Annotated in this window: 14 protein-coding genes; 2 read left to right on the forward strand and 12 right to left on the reverse strand. The window is 44.0% G+C overall.

All coding sequences use genetic code 11. From position 1 onward, the window contains the following. Positions 1-180: 180 nt before the first annotated feature. From MTO98_RS22345 to MTO98_RS22365, 5 genes are all read right to left on the reverse strand, one after another. A complete protein-coding gene (locus MTO98_RS22345; RefSeq protein WP_243481196.1) occupies positions 181-1,476 on the reverse strand; it encodes an NAD(P)/FAD-dependent oxidoreductase in 1,296 nt (431 codons plus the stop codon). A gap of 399 nt (positions 1,477-1,875) precedes the next feature. Beyond that, the gene (locus tag MTO98_RS22350; RefSeq protein ID WP_243481197.1) at positions 1,876-3,015 is read right to left on the reverse strand and encodes an XdhC family protein; all 1,140 of its coding nucleotides are present in this window, start codon (positions 3,013-3,015) and stop codon (positions 1,876-1,878) included. Between the two features lie 15 nt (positions 3,016-3,030). Next, a complete protein-coding gene (locus MTO98_RS22355; RefSeq protein WP_243481198.1) occupies positions 3,031-5,163 on the reverse strand; it encodes a xanthine dehydrogenase family protein molybdopterin-binding subunit in 2,133 nt (710 codons plus the stop codon). 41 nt (positions 5,164-5,204) lie between these two features. Then, positions 5,205-6,197 (reverse strand): xanthine dehydrogenase family protein subunit M, encoded by a 993-nt coding sequence (locus MTO98_RS22360; protein WP_243481199.1) that lies wholly within the window; start codon positions 6,195-6,197, stop codon positions 5,205-5,207. Then, a complete protein-coding gene (locus MTO98_RS22365; RefSeq protein WP_243481200.1) occupies positions 6,194-6,832 on the reverse strand; it encodes a (2Fe-2S)-binding protein in 639 nt (212 codons plus the stop codon). The genes MTO98_RS22360 and MTO98_RS22365 overlap by 4 nt, the downstream gene beginning before the upstream one ends. A gap of 155 nt (positions 6,833-6,987) precedes the next feature. On the opposite strand from MTO98_RS22365, the gene MTO98_RS22370 reads away from it, so the two are divergent. Continuing rightward, positions 6,988-7,362: a VOC family protein gene (locus MTO98_RS22370; RefSeq protein ID WP_243481201.1), complete on the forward strand. Its 375-nt coding sequence runs from the start codon at positions 6,988-6,990 to the stop codon at positions 7,360-7,362. A 3-nt stretch (positions 7,363-7,365) separates the two neighbouring features. Here the strand turns inward: MTO98_RS22370 and MTO98_RS22375 are convergent, their stop codons facing one another. Both MTO98_RS22375 and MTO98_RS22380 read right to left on the reverse strand, forming a co-directional pair. Continuing rightward, positions 7,366-9,126 carry an alpha-L-rhamnosidase C-terminal domain-containing protein gene (locus MTO98_RS22375; RefSeq protein ID WP_243481202.1) on the reverse strand — a complete coding sequence of 587 codons (1,761 nt, stop codon included), beginning with the start codon at positions 9,124-9,126 and terminating at the stop codon, positions 7,366-7,368. Between the two features lie 283 nt (positions 9,127-9,409). Then, complete coding sequence (locus tag MTO98_RS22380) at positions 9,410-12,655, reverse strand: glycosyl hydrolase (protein WP_243481203.1); 3,246 nt, start codon at positions 12,653-12,655, stop codon at positions 9,410-9,412. Between the two features lie 264 nt (positions 12,656-12,919). Between MTO98_RS22380 and MTO98_RS22385 the strand changes: the two genes are divergently transcribed. Then, positions 12,920-14,179 carry a Na+/H+ antiporter gene (locus MTO98_RS22385; protein WP_243481204.1) on the forward strand — a complete coding sequence of 420 codons (1,260 nt, stop codon included), beginning with the start codon at positions 12,920-12,922 and terminating at the stop codon, positions 14,177-14,179. 14 nt (positions 14,180-14,193) lie between these two features. Here MTO98_RS22385 and MTO98_RS22390 read toward each other — a convergent pair whose 3' ends face one another. From MTO98_RS22390 to MTO98_RS22410, 5 genes are all read right to left on the reverse strand, one after another. Continuing rightward, positions 14,194-15,387: a cell wall metabolism sensor histidine kinase WalK gene (locus MTO98_RS22390; RefSeq protein WP_243481205.1), complete on the reverse strand. Its 1,194-nt coding sequence runs from the start codon at positions 15,385-15,387 to the stop codon at positions 14,194-14,196. Between the two features lie 653 nt (positions 15,388-16,040). Then, positions 16,041-18,248, reverse strand: a complete 2,208-nt coding sequence (locus MTO98_RS22395) for an ATP-binding protein (protein WP_243481206.1) — start codon at positions 18,246-18,248, stop codon at positions 16,041-16,043. Positions 18,249-18,345: 97 nt separating this feature from the next. After that, the gene (locus MTO98_RS22400) at positions 18,346-19,041 is read right to left on the reverse strand and encodes a LytTR family DNA-binding domain-containing protein (RefSeq protein WP_243481207.1); all 696 of its coding nucleotides are present in this window, start codon (positions 19,039-19,041) and stop codon (positions 18,346-18,348) included. Positions 19,042-19,151: 110 nt separating this feature from the next. After that, positions 19,152-19,625 (reverse strand): Dps family protein, encoded by a 474-nt coding sequence (locus MTO98_RS22405; RefSeq protein WP_243481208.1) that lies wholly within the window; start codon positions 19,623-19,625, stop codon positions 19,152-19,154. 43 nt (positions 19,626-19,668) lie between these two features. Beyond that, positions 19,669-20,037 carry a DUF2892 domain-containing protein gene (locus tag MTO98_RS22410; RefSeq protein WP_243481209.1) on the reverse strand — a complete coding sequence of 123 codons (369 nt, stop codon included), beginning with the start codon at positions 20,035-20,037 and terminating at the stop codon, positions 19,669-19,671. Positions 20,038-20,101: the final 64 nt, after the last annotated feature.

The raw sequence follows: 20,101 nt of genomic DNA on the forward strand, positions 1-20,101 counted from the left end.
AACTTAAGTTACTGCTATTTTAGTTAGCAGGCAAACAACTATAATTTAGTATCACACATAATTTCGCCCAACAAAAAGGGCAGTAACCTGTACAAGGCCCTGCCCCCTTTCCGGAAACAAATGTAATAAGCAAACCGGGTTTTAATACCTAACAATAAATATTATTATTAAATAAAATAATTAATAATCCATCCGGTTTTCTCCACCTCTGAATATCATCCTTAGCGCCTGATCTCTTGTTAAAAAGGCCACGGCCCAGTTATACAACGTTTTAACTTTATTATTATAATTCACCAATGATATCAGGTGAATAAATAACCATACAAATAAAGCAGCAAAGCCGCTCAAATGTACCTTATGTTTAAACAGGTCAACAACAGCATTGTGCCTGCCAACAATAGCCATATCGCCCCTGTCAAAGTATTTAAATGGCTTTATAGCCTTGCCTTTGGCCATGGCCATGAAGTTTTTAGCGGTATTGCGCCCCATTTGTATAGCAACCTGCGCCAATTGCGGGTGGCCCTGAGGGTATACCGGATCGGTTATTTGAACACTAATATCGCCTATGGCATATATATCTTCAAGGTCTTTAACCCGGTTGTACTCATCGGTTATCATACGGCGGCCAATGCCTAAACTACTTGCAGGGATACCTTCAAAGGTGTTTGCTATGATACCGGCAGCCCAAATGAGGGTTTTGGCTTCAAGTGTTTCGCCATTGGCAAAAGTTACCACGCCATTGCTGAAATCACTTACACGCGCGTTTAATTTCACTTCAACCCCTAACTCAATCAGTGCCTGGCGGGTTTCCTTATGGGTTTTATCACTCATTGGAGCAAGCAAATTGGGGCCGCCGTCAACTATATAAATTTTGCCTCTGGCATTCATTAGCTCAGGGTAATCTCTTTTCAGGATATAGTTCTTCATTTCGGCAAGCATGCCTGCTACTTCAACGCCGGTTGGCCCGCCACCAGCAACTACTATGGTTAAAAGTTTTTGACGTTCAACCGAATCGGTAGTAATTGCAGCCTTTTCAATTGTTTTGATCAGGCTGTTACGCATATAAAGCGCATCATCAATTTCTTTAAGGGAAATTGCATTTTGTTTGATGCTTTCAATACCGTAAAAGTTTGTACTGGCACCGGCGGCAAAAATGAGGTAATCATAGGATAGTTCACCGTCATTTAAGTAAACGATCTTTGCAACAGGATCAACCTTGGTAACGGCCGCCATACGAAAACTCAACCCTTTGTTTCTGAAAAGCTTACGGAACGGGTAGCTGATACTTGATGGCTCAAGGAAACTGGTTGCTACCTGGTAAAGCAGCGGTGTAAAATAATTATAGTTATTTTTATCAACCAGGGTCACTTCATAATACTTATTTTTATAGAGCTGCTGTGCAATGTTGAGCCCGGCAAAACCGCCACCAACTATTACTATCTTTTTTTTGCCGCTGCTGGGTGTTATACTTGTCATGATGTTTAATGTTTATAACCATTTTTCGGCAGTTAAAGCAGGGTCAGGCTCGATCTGAAAGAAATTACTCCGGCTTTATTTGCCTCTCTTTCTACCATAAATATAGCGGTATTTATGTAAAATACGCTCATCTTAGTGTAATTAATACACACTTAAAAAAAGAGCAATTTAAAGATACTTTACCGCGCTTTTGCAACACAAAACTGCAAAGTATAACCGGTTAAAAAGGATTAAAAAACCTGATGTTTGAGTTGATTTTTACGGTGGGGATAATTAATGATTTCGGTATGACAAATACCAAATTTAAATGACGGTTTCAGCTAAATACCTAAAGCAAATGCAAGCACCTTGCAAAAAAAAGCAAATTATGCAGCTAACAAATGTTGCTAAACCAAATTGCTATTTAGCCAGATACTTAAGATGAGATGTATGAATAGGTACCGGCTTATATTTCAACGAATAACCCTGACGTGCTGATAACACAGCTTTAACTTCAGATACTATAGATAAAGCTATCTCTTCGGCTCCTTCAGCGCCTATATCTAACCCCACAGGGCCATAAATGTTGTTCAGTAGCTCTTCGTTTATTGCTATACCTGTATCTTCAATTTCTGCCAGCATACGCTCCAGCTTCTTTTTAGGGCCGAGTACGCCTATATAAGGCAATGAAATTGGCAATAATTCTTTAAGCAGGGCTATTTCATAATTATAATTATGGGTCATCATAACAATGGCCGTGCGGTCATCAAACTGGATATGCGTTAATACCTCGGCAGCTTTGGCGGTTATAACATTTTGAGCAAATGGAAAACGCTGTTTAACGGCATAGTTAGGCCTGCCATCTATTACCGTAATATTCCAGCCTAAAACCGCCGCTAACCGCGTTAACGGAATGGCATCATTCCCGGCACCTACAATTACCAGTGAAATTACAGGTTTAATATATTCTACAAATACAGTGTATTGAACATTGGCCTGATAAACCATTATTTCTGATCGCTGCTGCTCCAGTACCCTTTCGGCGTCGGTTATTAAAGCAGTTTGGTGTTGCAGGTACTCAGGACAATTTACTGTAAGTTTATCCTCAGTCAGGCACAGGCAAGTACCAGGCTGGGGTGCTTTTTTGTCATTAAGAGAAAAAACGGTAGCAAGTACAGCATGCCGGCCGCTGTCGATGATATTTTTTAACAGGCTAACGGGATTATTAGCATCGTTGGTTATGGGTTCAATAAGGATATGGATAATGCCGTTACAGCCCAGCCCTACCCCAAGTTTCGCATCGTCATCATCGGTGGTATCATAGGTAACCAGCGTGGGCTGTTGCTGCAGGATCACCAAACGTGCTTTGCGCAGGGCATCGCCTTCCAAACATCCGCCGCTGATGGCACCGGTTAGTTGCCCGTCTTCAGTAATGAGCATCCGCGCACCAGCCCGGCGATAGGCAGAGCCCTCTACCAGCACAACGGTAGCCAAGGCTGTTTTTTTACCCAACGCATTTGCCTCGTCAAAAGCGGCAACTATATCTATAATCTCTTTCATCAGCAACAGTACAGTTTATATCAGTTTATCCGGCGTTATAGGCAGCTCCCTTATCCTTTTACCTGTGGCGTTATAAATAGCATTTGCAAGGGCAGGGGCTACTCCTATTAACGAGATCTCACCGATACCCTTAGTGCCTACAGGATTTAAAACCGGGTCGGGCTTATCGATAAATATAGCTTCGATCTGCTGGATATCGGCATTAACAGGTACGTGATAATCAGCAAAGTTACCATTAATGTACCGGCCATACCGATCATCGAAAATAGCTTCTTCGGTCATGGCCATGCCCACGCCGCCAACTGCACCGCCAATCATCTGGCTGCTGGCGGTTTTATGGTTCACTATTTTACCGGCATCAACACAGGCTACGATCTTTTTAATCCTTACCTGACCGGTAAGCGGGTGTACATGAACCTTAGCAAAATGAGCCGAAAAGGAATACATGGAATATTTTTGCGCTTCGGGATTACCTTTTGATTCCTGGGTAAGCTCAACCGAGGGAACATTGCTTTGTTTCAATACGGCCACATAGTCGATAGGATCGGTGCTATCAGCAGCTTTACCGGCCATGGTGTACAACTTTTGCTTTAATGCCACGCACACATCATGTACCGCCGAACCAACAGATGATACCGTTGCCGAGCCTCCCTGTGTTGGCGCATTAGGAAATGCCGAATTGCCCAGCTCAAAAGTAACTTTATCAGCAGGGATACCCAATGTATCGGCAGCTATCAGCACCATTGACGTTCCGGTACCCGGACCAATATCGCTGGTAGCGCTTTGAATGTTCACGTTGCCATCGGCAGTTAACTTTATTTTGGCCATAGCATTACCGCGGTATGCACCAAAAGCGCCGCAGCCTATCCCATAGCCAACCAGCCATTCGCCGTCTTTATTTGTGCCCGGCTGTGCTTTTCTATCAAACCAGCCAATTGCCTCCGCCCCTTTCTGGTAACATTCTTTCAGGTATTTGCTGGACCATGGCTTGTTGCGTTCAGGATCGGTTTCGGTATAATTTCTCAGTCTTAATTCAATCGGATCGAGATTAAGTTTATAAGATAACTCATCCAACGCCGATTCAAGCGCAAAAGAACCGGTAGCCTCTCCCGGACCGCGCATAGGTGCAGGCACGCCCACATTTAAAGGCACAACCTTGTAAAGCGTATTAACGTTAGGGCTATTGTATAAAAACTGCGATACATTTACTGCACCTTCGGTAAACTCTTCATAAACGGCAGTTTGCGAGTGCGATTCATGGGTAATACCAATCAGTTTACCATCGGCAGTGGCACCTAAACCTATTTTTTGGATAGTTAAAGGGCGATAACCTACCTGTGTGAACATTTGTTCGCGGGTAAGTGTAAGTTTAACCGGGCGCTTTACCAGTTTAGCAGCCTGTGCAGCTGCAATCTCATGCGGCCAGGTGCGCAACGACGAGCCAAAAGCACCTCCAACAAACCTTGAGTTGATCTGCACATTATCGGGGTTAAGCCCGAATGCCGCAGCAACAGACCGCTGTGAGCCTTTTACCCCCTGCGATTTGGTGTACAGTGTAACCTTATCATCACCTTCCCAATAGGCAGTGGTAACATGAAGTTCCATAGGATTATGCATTTCGGAAGGAAGCATATACTCCTCCTCAACCATTACCGGGGCATTCTTGTAAGCATTGACTTCGCCACGCACATAATCTTTATAATTTCCTTTTTGCGGGGTTACCCCCTTATCTATATTTTTATGAAAATCAGTTTCAAAAGGCTCTGCATTGTAAGTTGCTTTAACCAAACTGGCTGCATAGGTGGCCCGTTCAAAGGTATCGGCAACTACAAGCGCTATCGGTTGTGCATTAAAGTAGATCTTATTATCATTAAATAACTTCAGCCCCCGCACGGGCCGCTCGGCATTTGCCTGGTAACCGGGGACCGGGGGTGCATTAAATGGCGTAATCACTGCCAGTACACCCGGCGCGCGCTCGGCAGCCCTGGTATCAAGCGCAGTTACTGTACCGGATGCTATGGTTGCAGAAACCAATACCCCGTAAGTAAGATTAGGCACTTTATATTCGCCGCTGTATTTAGCCTTGCCGGTTACTTTTAACCGGCCATCTACACGGCTTAACGGATCGCCAATTGCGTCTTTTTTCATGAAGATCAGTGTTTAATATCTATCAGCTAAATAATTGTTAATTATGATACCAGGCCTGTAGCCATTTTTAACGACTGCACAATGGCATTAGGTGCAAGCTTTAATTTAAACTTATTATATTCATAGGCTTTAGCCCCCTGCATGGCAATTTGTGCGGCTTGTTTAAAATTATCCTCATTAACAGCCTTACCTTTCAAAAATGCTTCGGCAGTTGCTAAACGCCACGGCTTATGGGCAACACCACCCATGGCCATTCGTGCGCCAACTATGGTATTATTTTCGATATGCAAGGCAGCAGCCACCGAAACCAGGGCAAACGCATATGATGTGCGGTCGCGGATTTTTAAATAGTAAACATGCTTGTTATAAGCAGATGACGCAACAGGCAGCTCAACCGAAGTTATCAGTTCACCTTTATGCAGCGTATTGTCACGTTCGGGATGATCGCCTGGTAAGCGATGAAAATCAGCGATCTTAATAGTGCGCATGCCTTTTGCTCCGGTTACATGGATGGTGGCATCCAAAGCAGCCAGCCCTACGTTCATATCGCTGGGGTTAACTGCTATACATTTATCGCTTGCGCCAAAAAGGGCGTGCATCCGGTTAATACCATCCATGGCACCACAACCACTTCCGGGCGTGCGTTTGTTACAGGGCATTGCCGTATCAAAAAAGTAAGGGCAACGCGTGCGTTGCATCAGGTTGCCGCCAACAGTGGCCATATTGCGCAATTGCGGCGAAGCACCTGCGTTAATAGCCAGCGCCAGCAGCGGGTACTGCGTTTTGATATAATCATGTTCGGCAACTTCGCTATTGGTTGCTAATGCACCTATATGTATGCCTGCAGCAGCTTTTTCTATCTTTTTAAGCGGGAGCCGGTTTATATCGATCAGCTTATCAGGCACCACCAACCCCATCTTCATCATATCGATCAAATTGGTTCCCCCCGCCAAAAAATGACTATTGGGCTCTTTACTTAATAACTTAACGGCCGCAGTTGTTTCGGCTGGCCTGGTATATTGAAACTGGTTCATACTGTACCTCCCTTAACTTCCTGAATAGCTTTAACAATATTAGGATAAGCCCCGCAACGGCAAATGTTACCGCTCATAAACTCCCTGATCTCCGTTTCAGAACCAGCATGCCCCTCCTTCAGTAAAGCTACCGCCGACATGATCTGTCCGGATGTGCAATACCCGCATTGAAAACCATCATGGTTAATAAAAGCTTCCTGCATGGGATGCAGCTCGTCGCCTTTGGCGAGGCCTTCAATGGTGGTTATCTTTTTACCATCATTGGTTAAAGCCAGGCTCAGGCATGAATTGATCCTTACACCGTTTACATGCACCGTACAGGCACCGCACTGGCCACGGTCGCACCCTTTTTTGGTACCTGTCAAATCCAGGTTTTCGCGCAATACATCCAGTAGTGTTACCCGCGGCTCAACGGCAAGTTCATGTTTTACTCCATTTACCTCCAGGTGCAGTGTTTGTTTTTCAAAAACACCGGCAAGTTTCTCGTCCCATTGCTGTTCTGCAGCTTTAACTACTGTGCCCGGCGCTAAAGCAATAGCCGTTAACAACGATGTCTGCTTAAGGAAATCACGTCGTGTTCCGTTAGTAATATCTTCGCCCTCGCCGGTGGGAGTGCATGGCTTTTTTACTGACATAGATATAGCAGTTTATAATTACACCAAGATAGTGCTTTAATAATAATAGCGGGGTAACAAATTTGTTTGGCAACAATGAAAAATCCAATCGTGTTAAGGATCAGCATTCAATATTTCAGCTGATTAAATTTACAGCTACCTTTAAAAAAATATCAATGATGAAAATGATCCCGCTTTTTAAATGCCGGAACTTGCTGCAGGCCGTTGGTTTTTACACCAACGTACTTGATTTCAAGCTTAAATACCCCGAGGCCACGGCTGATGACGGCGTAGTTGACCTGGTAAGTGAATTTGGCGAGTTACAACTCACCATGTTTGAAAACGACCGCCTGTTCGGATCTGTGGTAAATGTTTGGGTTGATGATGTGGACAGCCGGTTTAAATATTATGTTTCACGCGGATTAGATGTGTCCGGAAAAGAAAATTCACCCGTTCACCAGGGGCCTACCGACCAAAGCTGGGGAACGCGCGAATTTTATATAACCGATACAGATGGTAACACTTTACGGTTTTGCCAGCCACAACGGTAAAGCTTACTGAATCACTTTAACTCCGGCAGGCGCATTAATTGTCGATTTAATTTTTCCGTTAGCCTGTTTAATATGTTTGATTTTCACAATACCATACGGGGTTGGATACGTGCCCTCAACAAAACTAAGGTCACCCAAATGAGGCTCAATCTTAATTACTTTGCAGCCTGGAACAATCACTTTCACGCCTAATACATACTCGGTAAGCCATGGCGTTGGCCCCGATGCCCAGCCATGCGACAGGCTATGCCTGAAACCTTTATAACAGTAAGCACCATAATCGCCATGGATATCTTTTTTCCCACCGGGTACTAACTCATCTATCCGCGAAGCGTTGGGTAACCAGTCAATATTAAAATCTTCCCAAAAAGTAGTGGCACCCAGGTTTAGCATCGGCCCCCAAAAGTTCCGGATAGCGTCAATGCTTCCCTGGTAATCGCCGGCCTTAGCTTTGGCCAGCAGCATATAGTACCCAAAAAAAGTGGAGTAATCATGTACCCCTCCTGCCGAAAGGATGTCATTTGCCTTTTGAGCAGGTAACAAGCCCGATAAGCCCAATAAAGCGGCGGCTTGTTTTGAACCGTTAGCGTCCGGTACATTGGTTTTAAGTTTGGCAATGGCGGCTTCACATTTCCGGGCTGTTACAGGATCGCCAAGTATTTTGCTAAGTTCGGCACCTGCATTCAGGGTCATTACCAGCATGGCTTGCAAGCCAGCATGAATTGCAGGCTTATTTTCGCTTGATGGCCAGTCTAAAAACCTGCCCGCACCATCCAGCTTTTCGCTGCCGTTTGCATCAACCTGTACAGCATACTGATTTAACAGTTTTATTAAATAAGGCTTTTGCTGCTGCAGATATTCTAAGTTACCGGTGTGCATATACCAATCGCGCTGAATCAGGATCCACCACATGGAATAAGATACCATACCGTTCATATATCCGGGCAGCGGCGTAATGTTGCGGGCCAGGTCAAGGCTTTTTGTTACCACCGGGTTATCGCCAAATACAGCAGCTATTGTTGATGTTTCGGGATGCATATCCCCTACCCAAACCAGCCTGTCGCGTTTGATGCCATCCCAAAGGTAATCCTGCATGTTGAGGTGCACCGTATAAGCTCCTGTAAGCCAGATTTTATTGAGCAGGGTATCGCTGCATTTAAATGAGCCCAGATACGGAATATCGCGGTAAATGAAAATGGCGCGTGCTTCTTTCAGTTTTAACTGGCTATTATCGTCCACCAGGTCTATCCGCACGAAACGAAAACCTGTATTGCCAATTTCCAGCTTGCCCAACCATGGCAGGGAAACTATCATATCACGCATGGCGTGGTCATTTGTTGCGCCTTTTATAGTATCTATGTTCGACATGGCCTCGCTGGCCGATTCACCAAAACGGATACGCACCCTAACCGGTTTCCCCCCTCTTGACTGATCGGTTACCAATTGCAAACCGCCATGAAGCTCTTTGCCAAAATCAAGCAGTAAACCAGGTTTGCCTTTCTCATTACTTTGCATAATGCACAAATCATTCCCAGAAAGATCTGCTTGTCCTGTACCTTGCTTCAGCAATTTTTCGGCGTTGATAATATTCGTTGCTGCATCAGGCGATTTCCAAAGTACGCGCACCGGTGACAGATATTTACGTACTGTTTCCGTTGATTGCGCTTCGGCAGATCGTTTGGCATCAAAAACAGGCGGAAGTTTCTGAGCACGGCTTACAAAACCGATGGCGGTTAGGATGATTAAGGGTAATATTTTCTTCATGAGCAAATTCCTTTTTCAATATTTTAAAGTTCCTCTCCAAAAAGAGGGCCGTTGCATTCTAATGTATAGTGGCAAGTTCAGGCGTCTTTCGCCATAGCCGTTAACTTAAAGTAAAAAGCTCCTCAAAAGCGTGGGATTGTGCGATTCCCCTCTTGAGAGGGGGTAGAGGGGTGTGTTATTCTACGTGCGGCTTATCGCTTGTATAACACACCCCTGCTCCCGCTTCTTCCTCCGCGCCCCCTCTCGAGAGGGGATTTTAAAAGACTTGCGCCAAACTATTTTTTTAATAAACCACCGATTTAATAGTCACTGGCCCTGTAAGCCCCGAAGCTTCAAGTGCGCTGTTTGGCTTGTAGGGGTTAACAGTAGTCGATGTATGGCGTTCGCCGGGCTGCAGCCTGCTGTCGCCAATTAAACGGTTAACCCAGGTATTTACAACTTCAACGTCTACAGTGTTACGGCCTTGCTTAATCGCTTTGGTTATGTCAAGCTGATATGGTGCTGTCCATACGCCACCCACCGCCACGCCGTTAACCTTTACTTTGGCCATAGCTTTTACCTGGCCGAGATCAAGTAAAAGGTGTTTCCCTTTTTCAATCCGGGTTATATTAAATGTATTGTGATAAATTGCAGGGCCTGAATAGTATTTGATATCATCTTCGGGCCGCAGCGTCCAATCAATAAGTTTATCAAAAATAACCGGATTTGCAGGCCCCCATTTTTTAGCATCAAAGGTAACCTGCCATGGGGTATTTAAATCTGCCAAAACTTGCTGATCCGGGAAGTTTTCGCCCTTAGCCGGGCTGGCAGCAGCTGATTTTCTGAAAACCACAAAAGCACTTTGATAAGCGGCAAGTTTCAACGGCACTGTTGTAATGCCACCTTCCTGCTTATAATCGGGCAAATCGCGACTACTGCCGGTTGTTCCATCCCACAGTTCAGGTGTTTTTCCCTGAACCCTGAAAGCGGCGTTAATATCTATGTCCTGCCCTGTTTGATTGGATACAAAATACATATCACCATCGCTCAATCTACGATGAATAAATAATGCCTGGCCAACAGTATTAAACTTGCAATCGGGGGCAACTTTAAGCAGATCAAGCGCCTGCTGTGTATCCATTCCGTTAATTACCACCCCCCTACCATACCGATGCGTTTTTACCGAAACACTATCAATATCACCCCAAAGTGCAGAAGCCATTTTTTTAATCTCGGTATCGGCAGTACCATAGTTTTGCAAACTTGGAGAGCGCTCCGGTTTAGGACCTAACACGGCTAAACCATCATTTACCAATTTTGTAATGGTTTTCAACAATGCAGGCCTCATGGTAGCCAGTTTAGGCAGTACCAACAGCTTGTAACTCATACCGCCCGGCAGTACCAGTTTGCCATTAACAACTTTTGCCCGGCCATTAAGCACTTCGGCATTAATATAATCAAATGAATAACCCTGCGGCAACTCCGGATCACGTACTCCGGTCATTTTGGGGGCATCTTCACCAATAAAATAAGCAACATCGGCTACATAGTTACCCTGCCTGAGCATGTAATTACAACGCTTAATGTAGTTAATGAATAGGTCCATATCGTAAAACCAGGTATTGTTGCGGTTAAACTCGTTTCCGAACCAGGCATTTGCCCCTGGCAGCCTGCTGTCTGCGGGCTGCGTTACGTAAACGTGCAGCAGCGTGTTATTAATACCCTCGGTAAAGAAGCGGTCGCCCCGCTGTTTCATCATAGCGGGATAGCGCGAAAACGGACCTCCGGCACAGGTAAATGATTCGGCAGAAACCCTGGTTTTACCGTAAATATGCGCGGATGACGAAGCTGCGCGGTTTTCGATATTGCCCAAATCACCTTCGCTCCAAAACTCTCCTCCAATTTCGTCCGACTGCCCGCCATATTGCAAAAACTCGCCCGGGAAGCCCCAGTGCCCGTAGTTTTCGAGCCACGTGGTAAGCCCGTGTTTGTGGCTTGCATCGCGCAGCCCGCCAACATACTCGTAAGCAACTTTATCGGCAATAAAACGGCGTAAGTCCCACAAAAACCGGTCGCTTTGATCCTGGCTGCCTACTACGGCACCGCTTAACACGGGCAGGTACGGCAAGGCATCATAGCCATATTTTGCATTAAAGTTTTTGAGCATGTCATCTGTCCAGTTTTGGCTGCCCGTTTCATAGCTATCTTCAACAGCTACTTTAAAGCTTTTGCGGTCGGCTTCAGGAATACGTTTCAGGATCTGGCCAAGGAAAGCATCAAAATGTTCGCCAATATGCTTTTTGCTCATTTTATCAATCTCAAGCCCGCGGCCTTCGGGTGGTGCGGGGGCGTTGGTGACCTGAGTAGGTGTCATCCCTGTACGCATAATTATCCAGTTACCTGCAGGTACATCCCATTTCAGGGTACCATCTGCCTGCATATATTTTGAGATATCGATAACCTTTTGAGGGTTGATCACATATTGCTGATCATCAACCACAGGTTGCGGCCGCCATTGGTATTCTTTCCAGTACGGCAGTGGTGTCTGGAACATTTTTGCCAGCGTTTTTTCGGCATAGCTCTCCACATTAGGCGATGCCGAAATTTTAAGCTCTGCTATATCACTGCCCTGCGACCCATTGGTAAATACGATCCTGAAGCTTTGACTTGTAGTTGTGGGGATAGATACTGCCGCAGGTGAATAAGGGTTAAACCCAACGTTTAAATTGGTATTGCTCCTATCTACCACAAAGTGTTTAATAGTTTGGTAATCACCGGAAGCATCGCGGGCCTGGATATCGCCCTCAAACCGTAGCTCCTTGTGCGCGGGGTAAAAAACAAAGCTGCGCGCGGTGTATGGCGAAGCAGCATCAATAGTAACCGTGGGCTTAGGATCATTGGGGATGGTGTATACTGTATTTTCGTCGCCATCTGTCAAATTGCTCACGTGTGGGTTGGCAGGCAAAGAACTAATGACAGAACTTGACATTCTTTCTTCATAACCTACGGGCGCAGGAAAAGCGATCACCCTTACATCCTGAAATTGCTTTTGCGGCTGATCTAATTTTTTATTAAGGCTGACAGGGCCTTTTATCGTTAACGACGAAGAGGTAAGATACCTCATAGACTGTTCGGGTTTTACCCAGGGGCCACCAGACTGGCTCCATCCGGGACCATTGAAAATACCAATATCTATCTTAAGACGGGTTGCAGTTTTGAGTGCGGTGTGCATAATATCCCACCATTCATCCGTAAACATTTTTACTTTGCCATAAGGGATCTCATCTAAACCAACGTTACCGATAAATGCACGGTTAATGCCAACCTTCTTCATTGATTCAAGATCTTTAACCACACCTTCTTTAGATACGTTACCGGAGATCCAATACCAATAAACACTGGTTTGAACAGAATCAGGCGTGGTTTTAAAGCCACTATAAAGCGCATCCTTTTTTTGAGGTGGCCTTACCTGGCCAAAACTTTTTGTTCCTAAACCAATTGTATTTATCGCCAGTAGTGTTACGAAGGCTTTTTTGTAGATATTTTGCATCAGGACAGATATTTTGTTTTATAAGCTTTATAACTCCAACCTGCTGTGGTTAGATCAATACGTTTGTACCCGAAAAAGCTCTTAAGTTTATAATAAAACAATACTAAAACTTTCGATATGATTTGGCATCCTGTACAATCTTGTCTTAAAAATATATGATGTTATCGAACCAAAATAACATCTTTACAAACAAACAGCCACTTTGTATGATTCAAAAGAGTGTATCCTGTTAACCCTGCCAATTTTACTACGGCGTAGCTGCATATGGAAAACTATACTATAGTGATATTTATACTTGCTGTGATGATCGGTCTATCGGCTTTGGCCGATAAAATAAAACTGCCTTATCCTATTTTGCTGATCGTAGCGGGCATAGCGGTTGGTTTTGTTCCGGCAATCCCTGATATCGAGCTCAATCCTGAAATTGTTTTTCTGATATTTTTACCACCATTGCTGTATGATGCAGCTTTTAATATCTCGTTCCAAACGTTTAAAACCAACATTAACACTATAGGTACGCTGGCTATTTCGCTGGTATTTATTACGGCTTCGGGCATAGCAGTACTTGCTCATTATATTATACCGGGCATGACCTGGCCACTGGCCTTTGTATTGGGCGCTATTCTTTCGGCTACCGATGCAGTGGCGGCCATGAGCATTACCAAAGGCCTTGGATTATCACATAATACTAATACCATTTTAGAGGGCGAAAGTCTTGTTAATGATGCATCGGCACTGGTAGCCTATCGTTTTGCAGTAGCATCTGTTACAGGTGCCGCCTTTATATTCTGGAAAGCAACACTGGATTTTTTTGTGCTGATGGCTGGTGGCTTCCTGGTGGGTTTGATAATGGGGAAAATACTGGCATTTATTATCAAACGCGTACATCAAAACAACCTGGTAACTATAAGTTTTATGCTGCTGATGCCTTTTGTAACCTATCTCGTAGCCGAGCACTTTCATGTATCGGGCGTAATAGCAGTAGTTATATTAGGCCTGAGCATAGCCCGGTTTAGCGCAAAGGTTTTTCCCGAAAAGCTGAAACAGCAATCTAAATCCATCTGGGATATCATTATTTTCTTGCTTAACGGGCTGATCTTTATTTTTATTGGCCTACAGTTTCCTTTCGTGATCAAAAACATTCCGCAGGCACAGGTATGGCCTTATGTTGGATATTCCTTCCTGATCACTGTTGTTGCGCTGGCTTTACGGATGTTGCGCGTGTTTCTTCAAAAAGTAAACCTGCAGGAAGCGTTTAAGAAAGGCAAACATAAAATAACTGAAGATGCCCTGCTCGATTTCAAGAACAGCCTGATCATCAGCTGGTCGGGCATGAGGGGCATTGTATCACTGGCTATTGCTATCGGTTTGCCGGCTACCTTAGCCGATGGCAGCCCTTTTCCGCAACGTAACGCCATTATATTTATTTCGGTAGTAGTAGTGCTGTTTACACTGATTGGTCAGGGGCTAACTTTGCCATGGTTGGTAAAACGGCTCACTGATGAGCAGCCGGTACAGCAATAACAGACCAATTGCTATTATAAAGGAAGCTTAAAATAAAACACCGAACCTTTGCCATATTCGCTGTTTACGCCTACTTCTCCGCCGTGGCTTTCAACTATCTCGCGAGAAAGGTACAAACCCAAACCATAGCCTTTTGTGCCTGCAGCCCTTTCGTGGTAAATACGGGAATAACGACAAAACAGCAATTTTTGATCGGCTGGCTTAATACCACGCCCCTTATCCTGCACGGATATAATGGCTTTATTGCCGGCAACTTCGCAGGTTAGTGTAATTATACTTTTTACAGATGAAAATTTCACCGCGTTGTTAACGTAATTCACAAGCACCTGCATCAGCTTATCATAATCGGCGGTAATCCAGGCTGCTTTCAACACCTTCAACTTAAACTTCCGGTCGGGATAAAGTACCATCATGTCTGCAGTTACGTGTTCTACCAGTTCGGCAAGATCAAAGCGGCTTTGCTGTAAGGTGAGTTTAGCATCCTGAACCTGCGATAGCGTCAAAAAGTTATTGATCAGTTGGGCCATGCTTACGGTTTGCTGATCGGCTTTGAGCATTTTGTCTTCCAATAGTTTATTATTCTCTATGCGGGCAACGCGGGCAGTGTTTTGAATATAGAGTTTAATAGTACTTAAGGGGGTGCGCAATTCATGGTTCAAAAAAGCCATCATATCGTTTTTACGAAGCTCTTCCTGCTTGGCAGCGGTTATATCAGTTAGGGTGCCCATCATTTTCATGGCCAAACCATCGCTGCAGTAAAGTTTTCCGGTTATTTTAAGCCAGCGGCCATAGCAGCCATCTGCAGTATTGATATGTAATTCTGTTTCAAATTCCTGCTGACTGCTGCAAGCAGATTTAGCGGTTTCCAAAACGTGCCTCTGGTTCCATTGCAACAACTTTTGCATCAATACAACCAAACTAAAAGAACTACTGCCCTTCATGCCTAAAAAACTGCTGGCAACAGGGCATAAATGAAACTTTTTACTGTACACGCCATAACTCCACATTCCTATCCCTGCGGTAGCCAATACATTGGTTATAGCCATTTCGCGGGTATGCGCCCGTTCAGATATATCAACTAAAAAGGCATAAGGGTTTAGTACCTTACCCGGAAATGCTGGCTCAATAAAATTATCAGAATTGCCAAACGCTGCGATTTGCCCGTTAGCATTAATTAATTGTTGTGGGGTTGCGGTTAATGTTGCCATGAGCTTGGGGTGATAATTTTTGTTATCATAAAACTAAGGCTACTTTAAAGGCTTTGGCTTTGGGATTCGTTGAATGGGCAAAAACTATCGGTGAAGGGCTGATGGCTTTAGGCACATGCGTTTCCTGCCATAACAGTTACACAAGGAATAAAAATCAGGGATCGTGCGATTCCCTTCTTGAGAGCAGGACTGTTACATTCTAATGTATAGCCGCAAGTTCAAGCGTCTTTCGCCATAGCCGTTAACTAAGAGAGTAATTTGGAGTAGGCCATTTAAAATCCCCTCTCGAGAGGGGGGAGCGATGGAAGAAGCGGGTGGAGGGGTGTGTTATACAAGCGATAAACCGCGCGCAGACTAACACACCCCTCCACCCCTCTCGAGAGGGGAATCGCACATTCCCACGCTTTTGAATAGTCTTAACCCCTTCAGTTAACGGCTATGGCGTCTTTCGCTTGAATTATTGCTCAGGTAAGCAAACACTGGTCGAAGTTTAGCGTAACTTCGTCCTAAAATAGCTGAAGCATCCTGCTTCAGCATTAAATGAATAGCAAATAAAACCAAAGCAATTGTATCAACTCAAGCTGAAAGCTCGCCTTGTTTTGGGTCAAAGTTACGCTGTCGCACACCTACGACCAGTGTATGGTATAGAAAACCTACACTAACGTACCGTAAAAATGCTTGGCATCATCAATGGCATTAAGGCATACCCCGGTAATATCATTGATAAGCCGCAAAGTTTCAGTGTCGGCAGTTGTGGCTTGTTCCAGCTCATCCAGATCGGCTTCCAAAGCGGGCAATAATCCCATGATGGCAACCGTAGTTTTCATGTTATGGGCTGTGCTTTTCAAACCTGCAAAATCTTCGGCACTAAACATATTTTTCAACGTATTTACATCAGCTAATGTAAGCTCGATAAACTGCGAGGTTACCAACTTTTCATAAGCCGCATTTCCCTTGCTGATATCCTTCATATAGTTCAGATCAATATACTGGTACGTATATTCATTGATTGCAGCAGGCTGTTCCGGTCGTGATGCGCCGGGTACAAACTTCAGGATCAGCTTAAACAGGTCATCATCATTAACAGGTTTTGCTATATATTCATTCATGCCGTGGCTCAAACATTTTTCACGTTCGCCGGCCATGGCGTGGGCGGTCATGGCAATAACCGGTATATCCAGCTCCAGATCATTACGAATGTGGTATGTTGCCGTATAGCCATCCATTTTAGGCATCTGGATGTCCATCAACACAACATTATACACTTCGGATTGTAGTTTATTGATAGCCTCTTCGCCATTTGATACCACATCAAACCCAACATCCCATTGTGTGAGCATATGTTTCATCAAACTTTGGTTCATGATATTATCATCAACTACCAAAATATTTAAATCGTGACTTACCTTTGGTTTTAAATCAATAACATCATCATTAACGTGCCCGGTAAGCTGTTCATCAGCAATAGTATAAGGGATATAGAAATTAAACTCGGTACCTTTTCCCGGCTCACTGGAAACTTCTATTTCGCCAAGCTGCAAAACCACCAGGTCTTTAACTATCGAAAGCCCCAGCCCTGTGCCGCCATAACTGCGGGTAATGGAATCTTCGGCCTGGTTAAATCGCTCAAATATAGAAGCCAGCTTATCCTTCTGAATACCTATGCCATCGTCGGCCACGCGGATACCCAGCTTTATGGTTTTATCTGTTACTTGTTTATTATAAACCTCAACCCTGATACAGCCATACTCGCTAAATTTCATGGCGTTACCAATCAGGTTTACCAGGATTTGTGTTAAACGTGTGGCATCACCAATAAGTGTATCAGGCACATCAGAAGCTATATTACTGTTAAAAGCAAGGCCCTTTTCCTTTATCCGTTCGTTAAACAAAGTTTCGATCGAATCTATCAATCCCCGTACACTGAAAGGTGAATGTACGATCCGCATCATACCGGCTTCAATTTTTGAAAGATCAAGAATATCATTAATAATAGCCATCAGGTTTTCCCCTGCCTTTTGAATAGAACCAACAAACTCATCGGCATCGACATCAATTTTACGGCGTTTGAGCAAATTGGTAAAACCGAGTATAGCATTAAGCGGCGTACGGATCTCATGGCTCATATTGGCCAAAAAGTTTTCTTTGATAAGTAATGCCTCACGTGCTGTTTTTTCCGACTCGTTAAGCCTGTTGATGAGCCTGTTTTGCTGCCTGAACTGGTTAACAATAAACCAGCATAAAGTGCCACCGCTTAAAAACATAAATACCATGAGGATATTGCCATACATCCGCGCTTTGCTACTATTATCAATAACGGCCACGCTCAATTCATCCATCATTTTTTGACGGTTATCATAAATTTTATGGGTAACGTCTGTAATTTCGTTAGAGATGCGGCGGGCACGGGGATTAGCAATAAAACTGGTATCATTCATATTGCCGGTTTTATGATAATGGTTCAGCAATTCGTTTTTGATCCGCACCTTTTCATCGGCCAAAATATTAAGCCGTTCAAGGTATTGTTTAACTTTTGCATTATGGTTTCTTCCGCGAAGCGAATCAAGATAATCTTTAACAGCTTTAATTTTGGCATCAACACCTTCCAGGTGTGAAGTATCATCGGTGGCAATGGCGGCCCGTATGCGGGCTTCAACACCCAGCAGGTCGCGGTCAATTTCGCGGAGGTGGTTACTGGTATGTAGTTCGCGCAGCAGGCTTTCATTCCCTTTGCGCATTGACTGCATGTTTTGTGAAAAATTATATTGGATAACCAGCAACAAAATTGTACCTGCAACAAATGATGCCAGAATTAGGTAAGCAAACTTTTTATTAGCCATTACTGATGACGCTGAACGCATTGGTGATAAGTAAATATGCAGGTGTTAAATTTATTTTAATTGCAAAAATCGTTCAACAAGGCAAAACTATCGTTAAACCGCCCGGCGCTGTCGATGGCTAAAAAACGTTCATACGGCTATTTAATGTTTTACGGTAAGCATCGGCTACAGGTAAAAATTTACCCGCAATTACCAAACCGCCATCCTGAAGGGTATCAATTTTGTCAAGGGCAATAATGTATGAACGGTGCACCCTGATAAACTTAGACGAAGGCAGTTTTTCTTCGGCCGATTTTAAAGTGCCATGTATGGCGTATTCTTTTTTGAGGGTATAAAACTTAACGTAATCGCCCATGGCTTCGGCATACAAAATATCATCAAGCATCAGTTTGCGGGTGATATTTGAATCGCGTACAAAAATGAACTCATCGCTTTTTTGAGGCATTTCTTCTTTTCGGCCACTCAATACCTCACGGGCTTTGCCCACAGCCTGTAAAAACCTGCCGGGTGTAACTGGCTTAACCAGATAATCAGCTACGCTTAGTTCAAACGCTTCAACGGCGTATTCTTTTTTTGAAGTAGTAAAAATCACTACTATATCCTTGTTTTTAAGGTTACGGGTAAGCTCCAGGCCGTCCATACCGGGCATTTCAATATCAAGAAAAAGGAGATCGACGTTTTGGTTTTGGAGATGATTATAAGCCTCCATTGCGGTACAGTATTCGCAAATAACATCCAGGTCATTAACCTGGCTGGCCAGGTGGCTCAACGTAGCGCGGGCTATTGGATTATCATCAACAATTAAACTGGTCATGAGCTGGCTTGAATAATATTGCTAAGATAATCATTTTACTTTTTGCTCATGGCCTTCCGTTTGCATCCGGAAGACCAATTGAGCCAAAAGCGGTTATTTAACAGGGGATATTATCTGAAATGTGACCTCAGCATCCATGCCATGCCTTCGTGGGTTTCCATCAAGCCAGTAATAAAATCGCTGGTACCGGCATCTTTGTATTTACTAACAAAAGGGTCGATATTGCCACGGATAAACTCAATGATACTTTCATGGTCTTCAAGCAGTTCTTTCAAAAAGCCAAGGCTATCGTTTTTATGATCAAGCTTTTCGGTTAAATGGGTAAGTTGTAATAGCTGGGTTAAAGTAGCAGGCGCGTAATGACCTATTTTACGGATGCGCTCGGCTACGCTATCCATTATTTCGTCAAGTTCGTTGTACTGCTGTTCAAAAAATACGTGCATAGAGTGAAAGTCAGGGCCTTCAATGTTCCAGTGTGCATTACGTGTTTTGGTGTACAATACAAATTCGTCAGCAAGTAATTTAGCTAACTGGTCTGAAACAGCCTGACGGTCTGCTTCATTAATTCCGATGTTTGCTTTCATGATATTCTGTTTTTGTGTGGTTGATATATTTTTATCTCGTAACTCACTCATATTTTGAAGGATGGGTGTAATTACTAAACATTTTTTTCACAGGACAATATAGCGTAAATGCTGTTACCTCAAGGTAAAAAATCACGGGTGCAATGATAATCATGGCATGGGTATGATAATTCCAGTCAATAGATGACAGTATGGGCATGGTAAACACCATCGCTCCTCGTATCACAGCCTCGGTAGTGCTTAAATTTTCGGGAGAATCGTCTGGAAAATAACGCTTCAGAAAATTATCTAAAACCGGTTTCGGCTGTTTAACCTCCTGCCGTACGGGTGCTTTATCTAACTCAATATCTACTTTCTGCCTCCTGCTTTTAGCAAGATCTCTTGGATCGGGTGGTAACTGCAATATCTTCATGGCATAGCTTTTAAGGTTATGACATAAAATTAACGCCCCGGCACTTAACACATTTACCAAATTC

It is taken from the genome of Mucilaginibacter sp. SMC90, from assembly GCF_022811725.1.
Taxonomy (GTDB): domain Bacteria; phylum Bacteroidota; class Bacteroidia; order Sphingobacteriales; family Sphingobacteriaceae; genus Mucilaginibacter.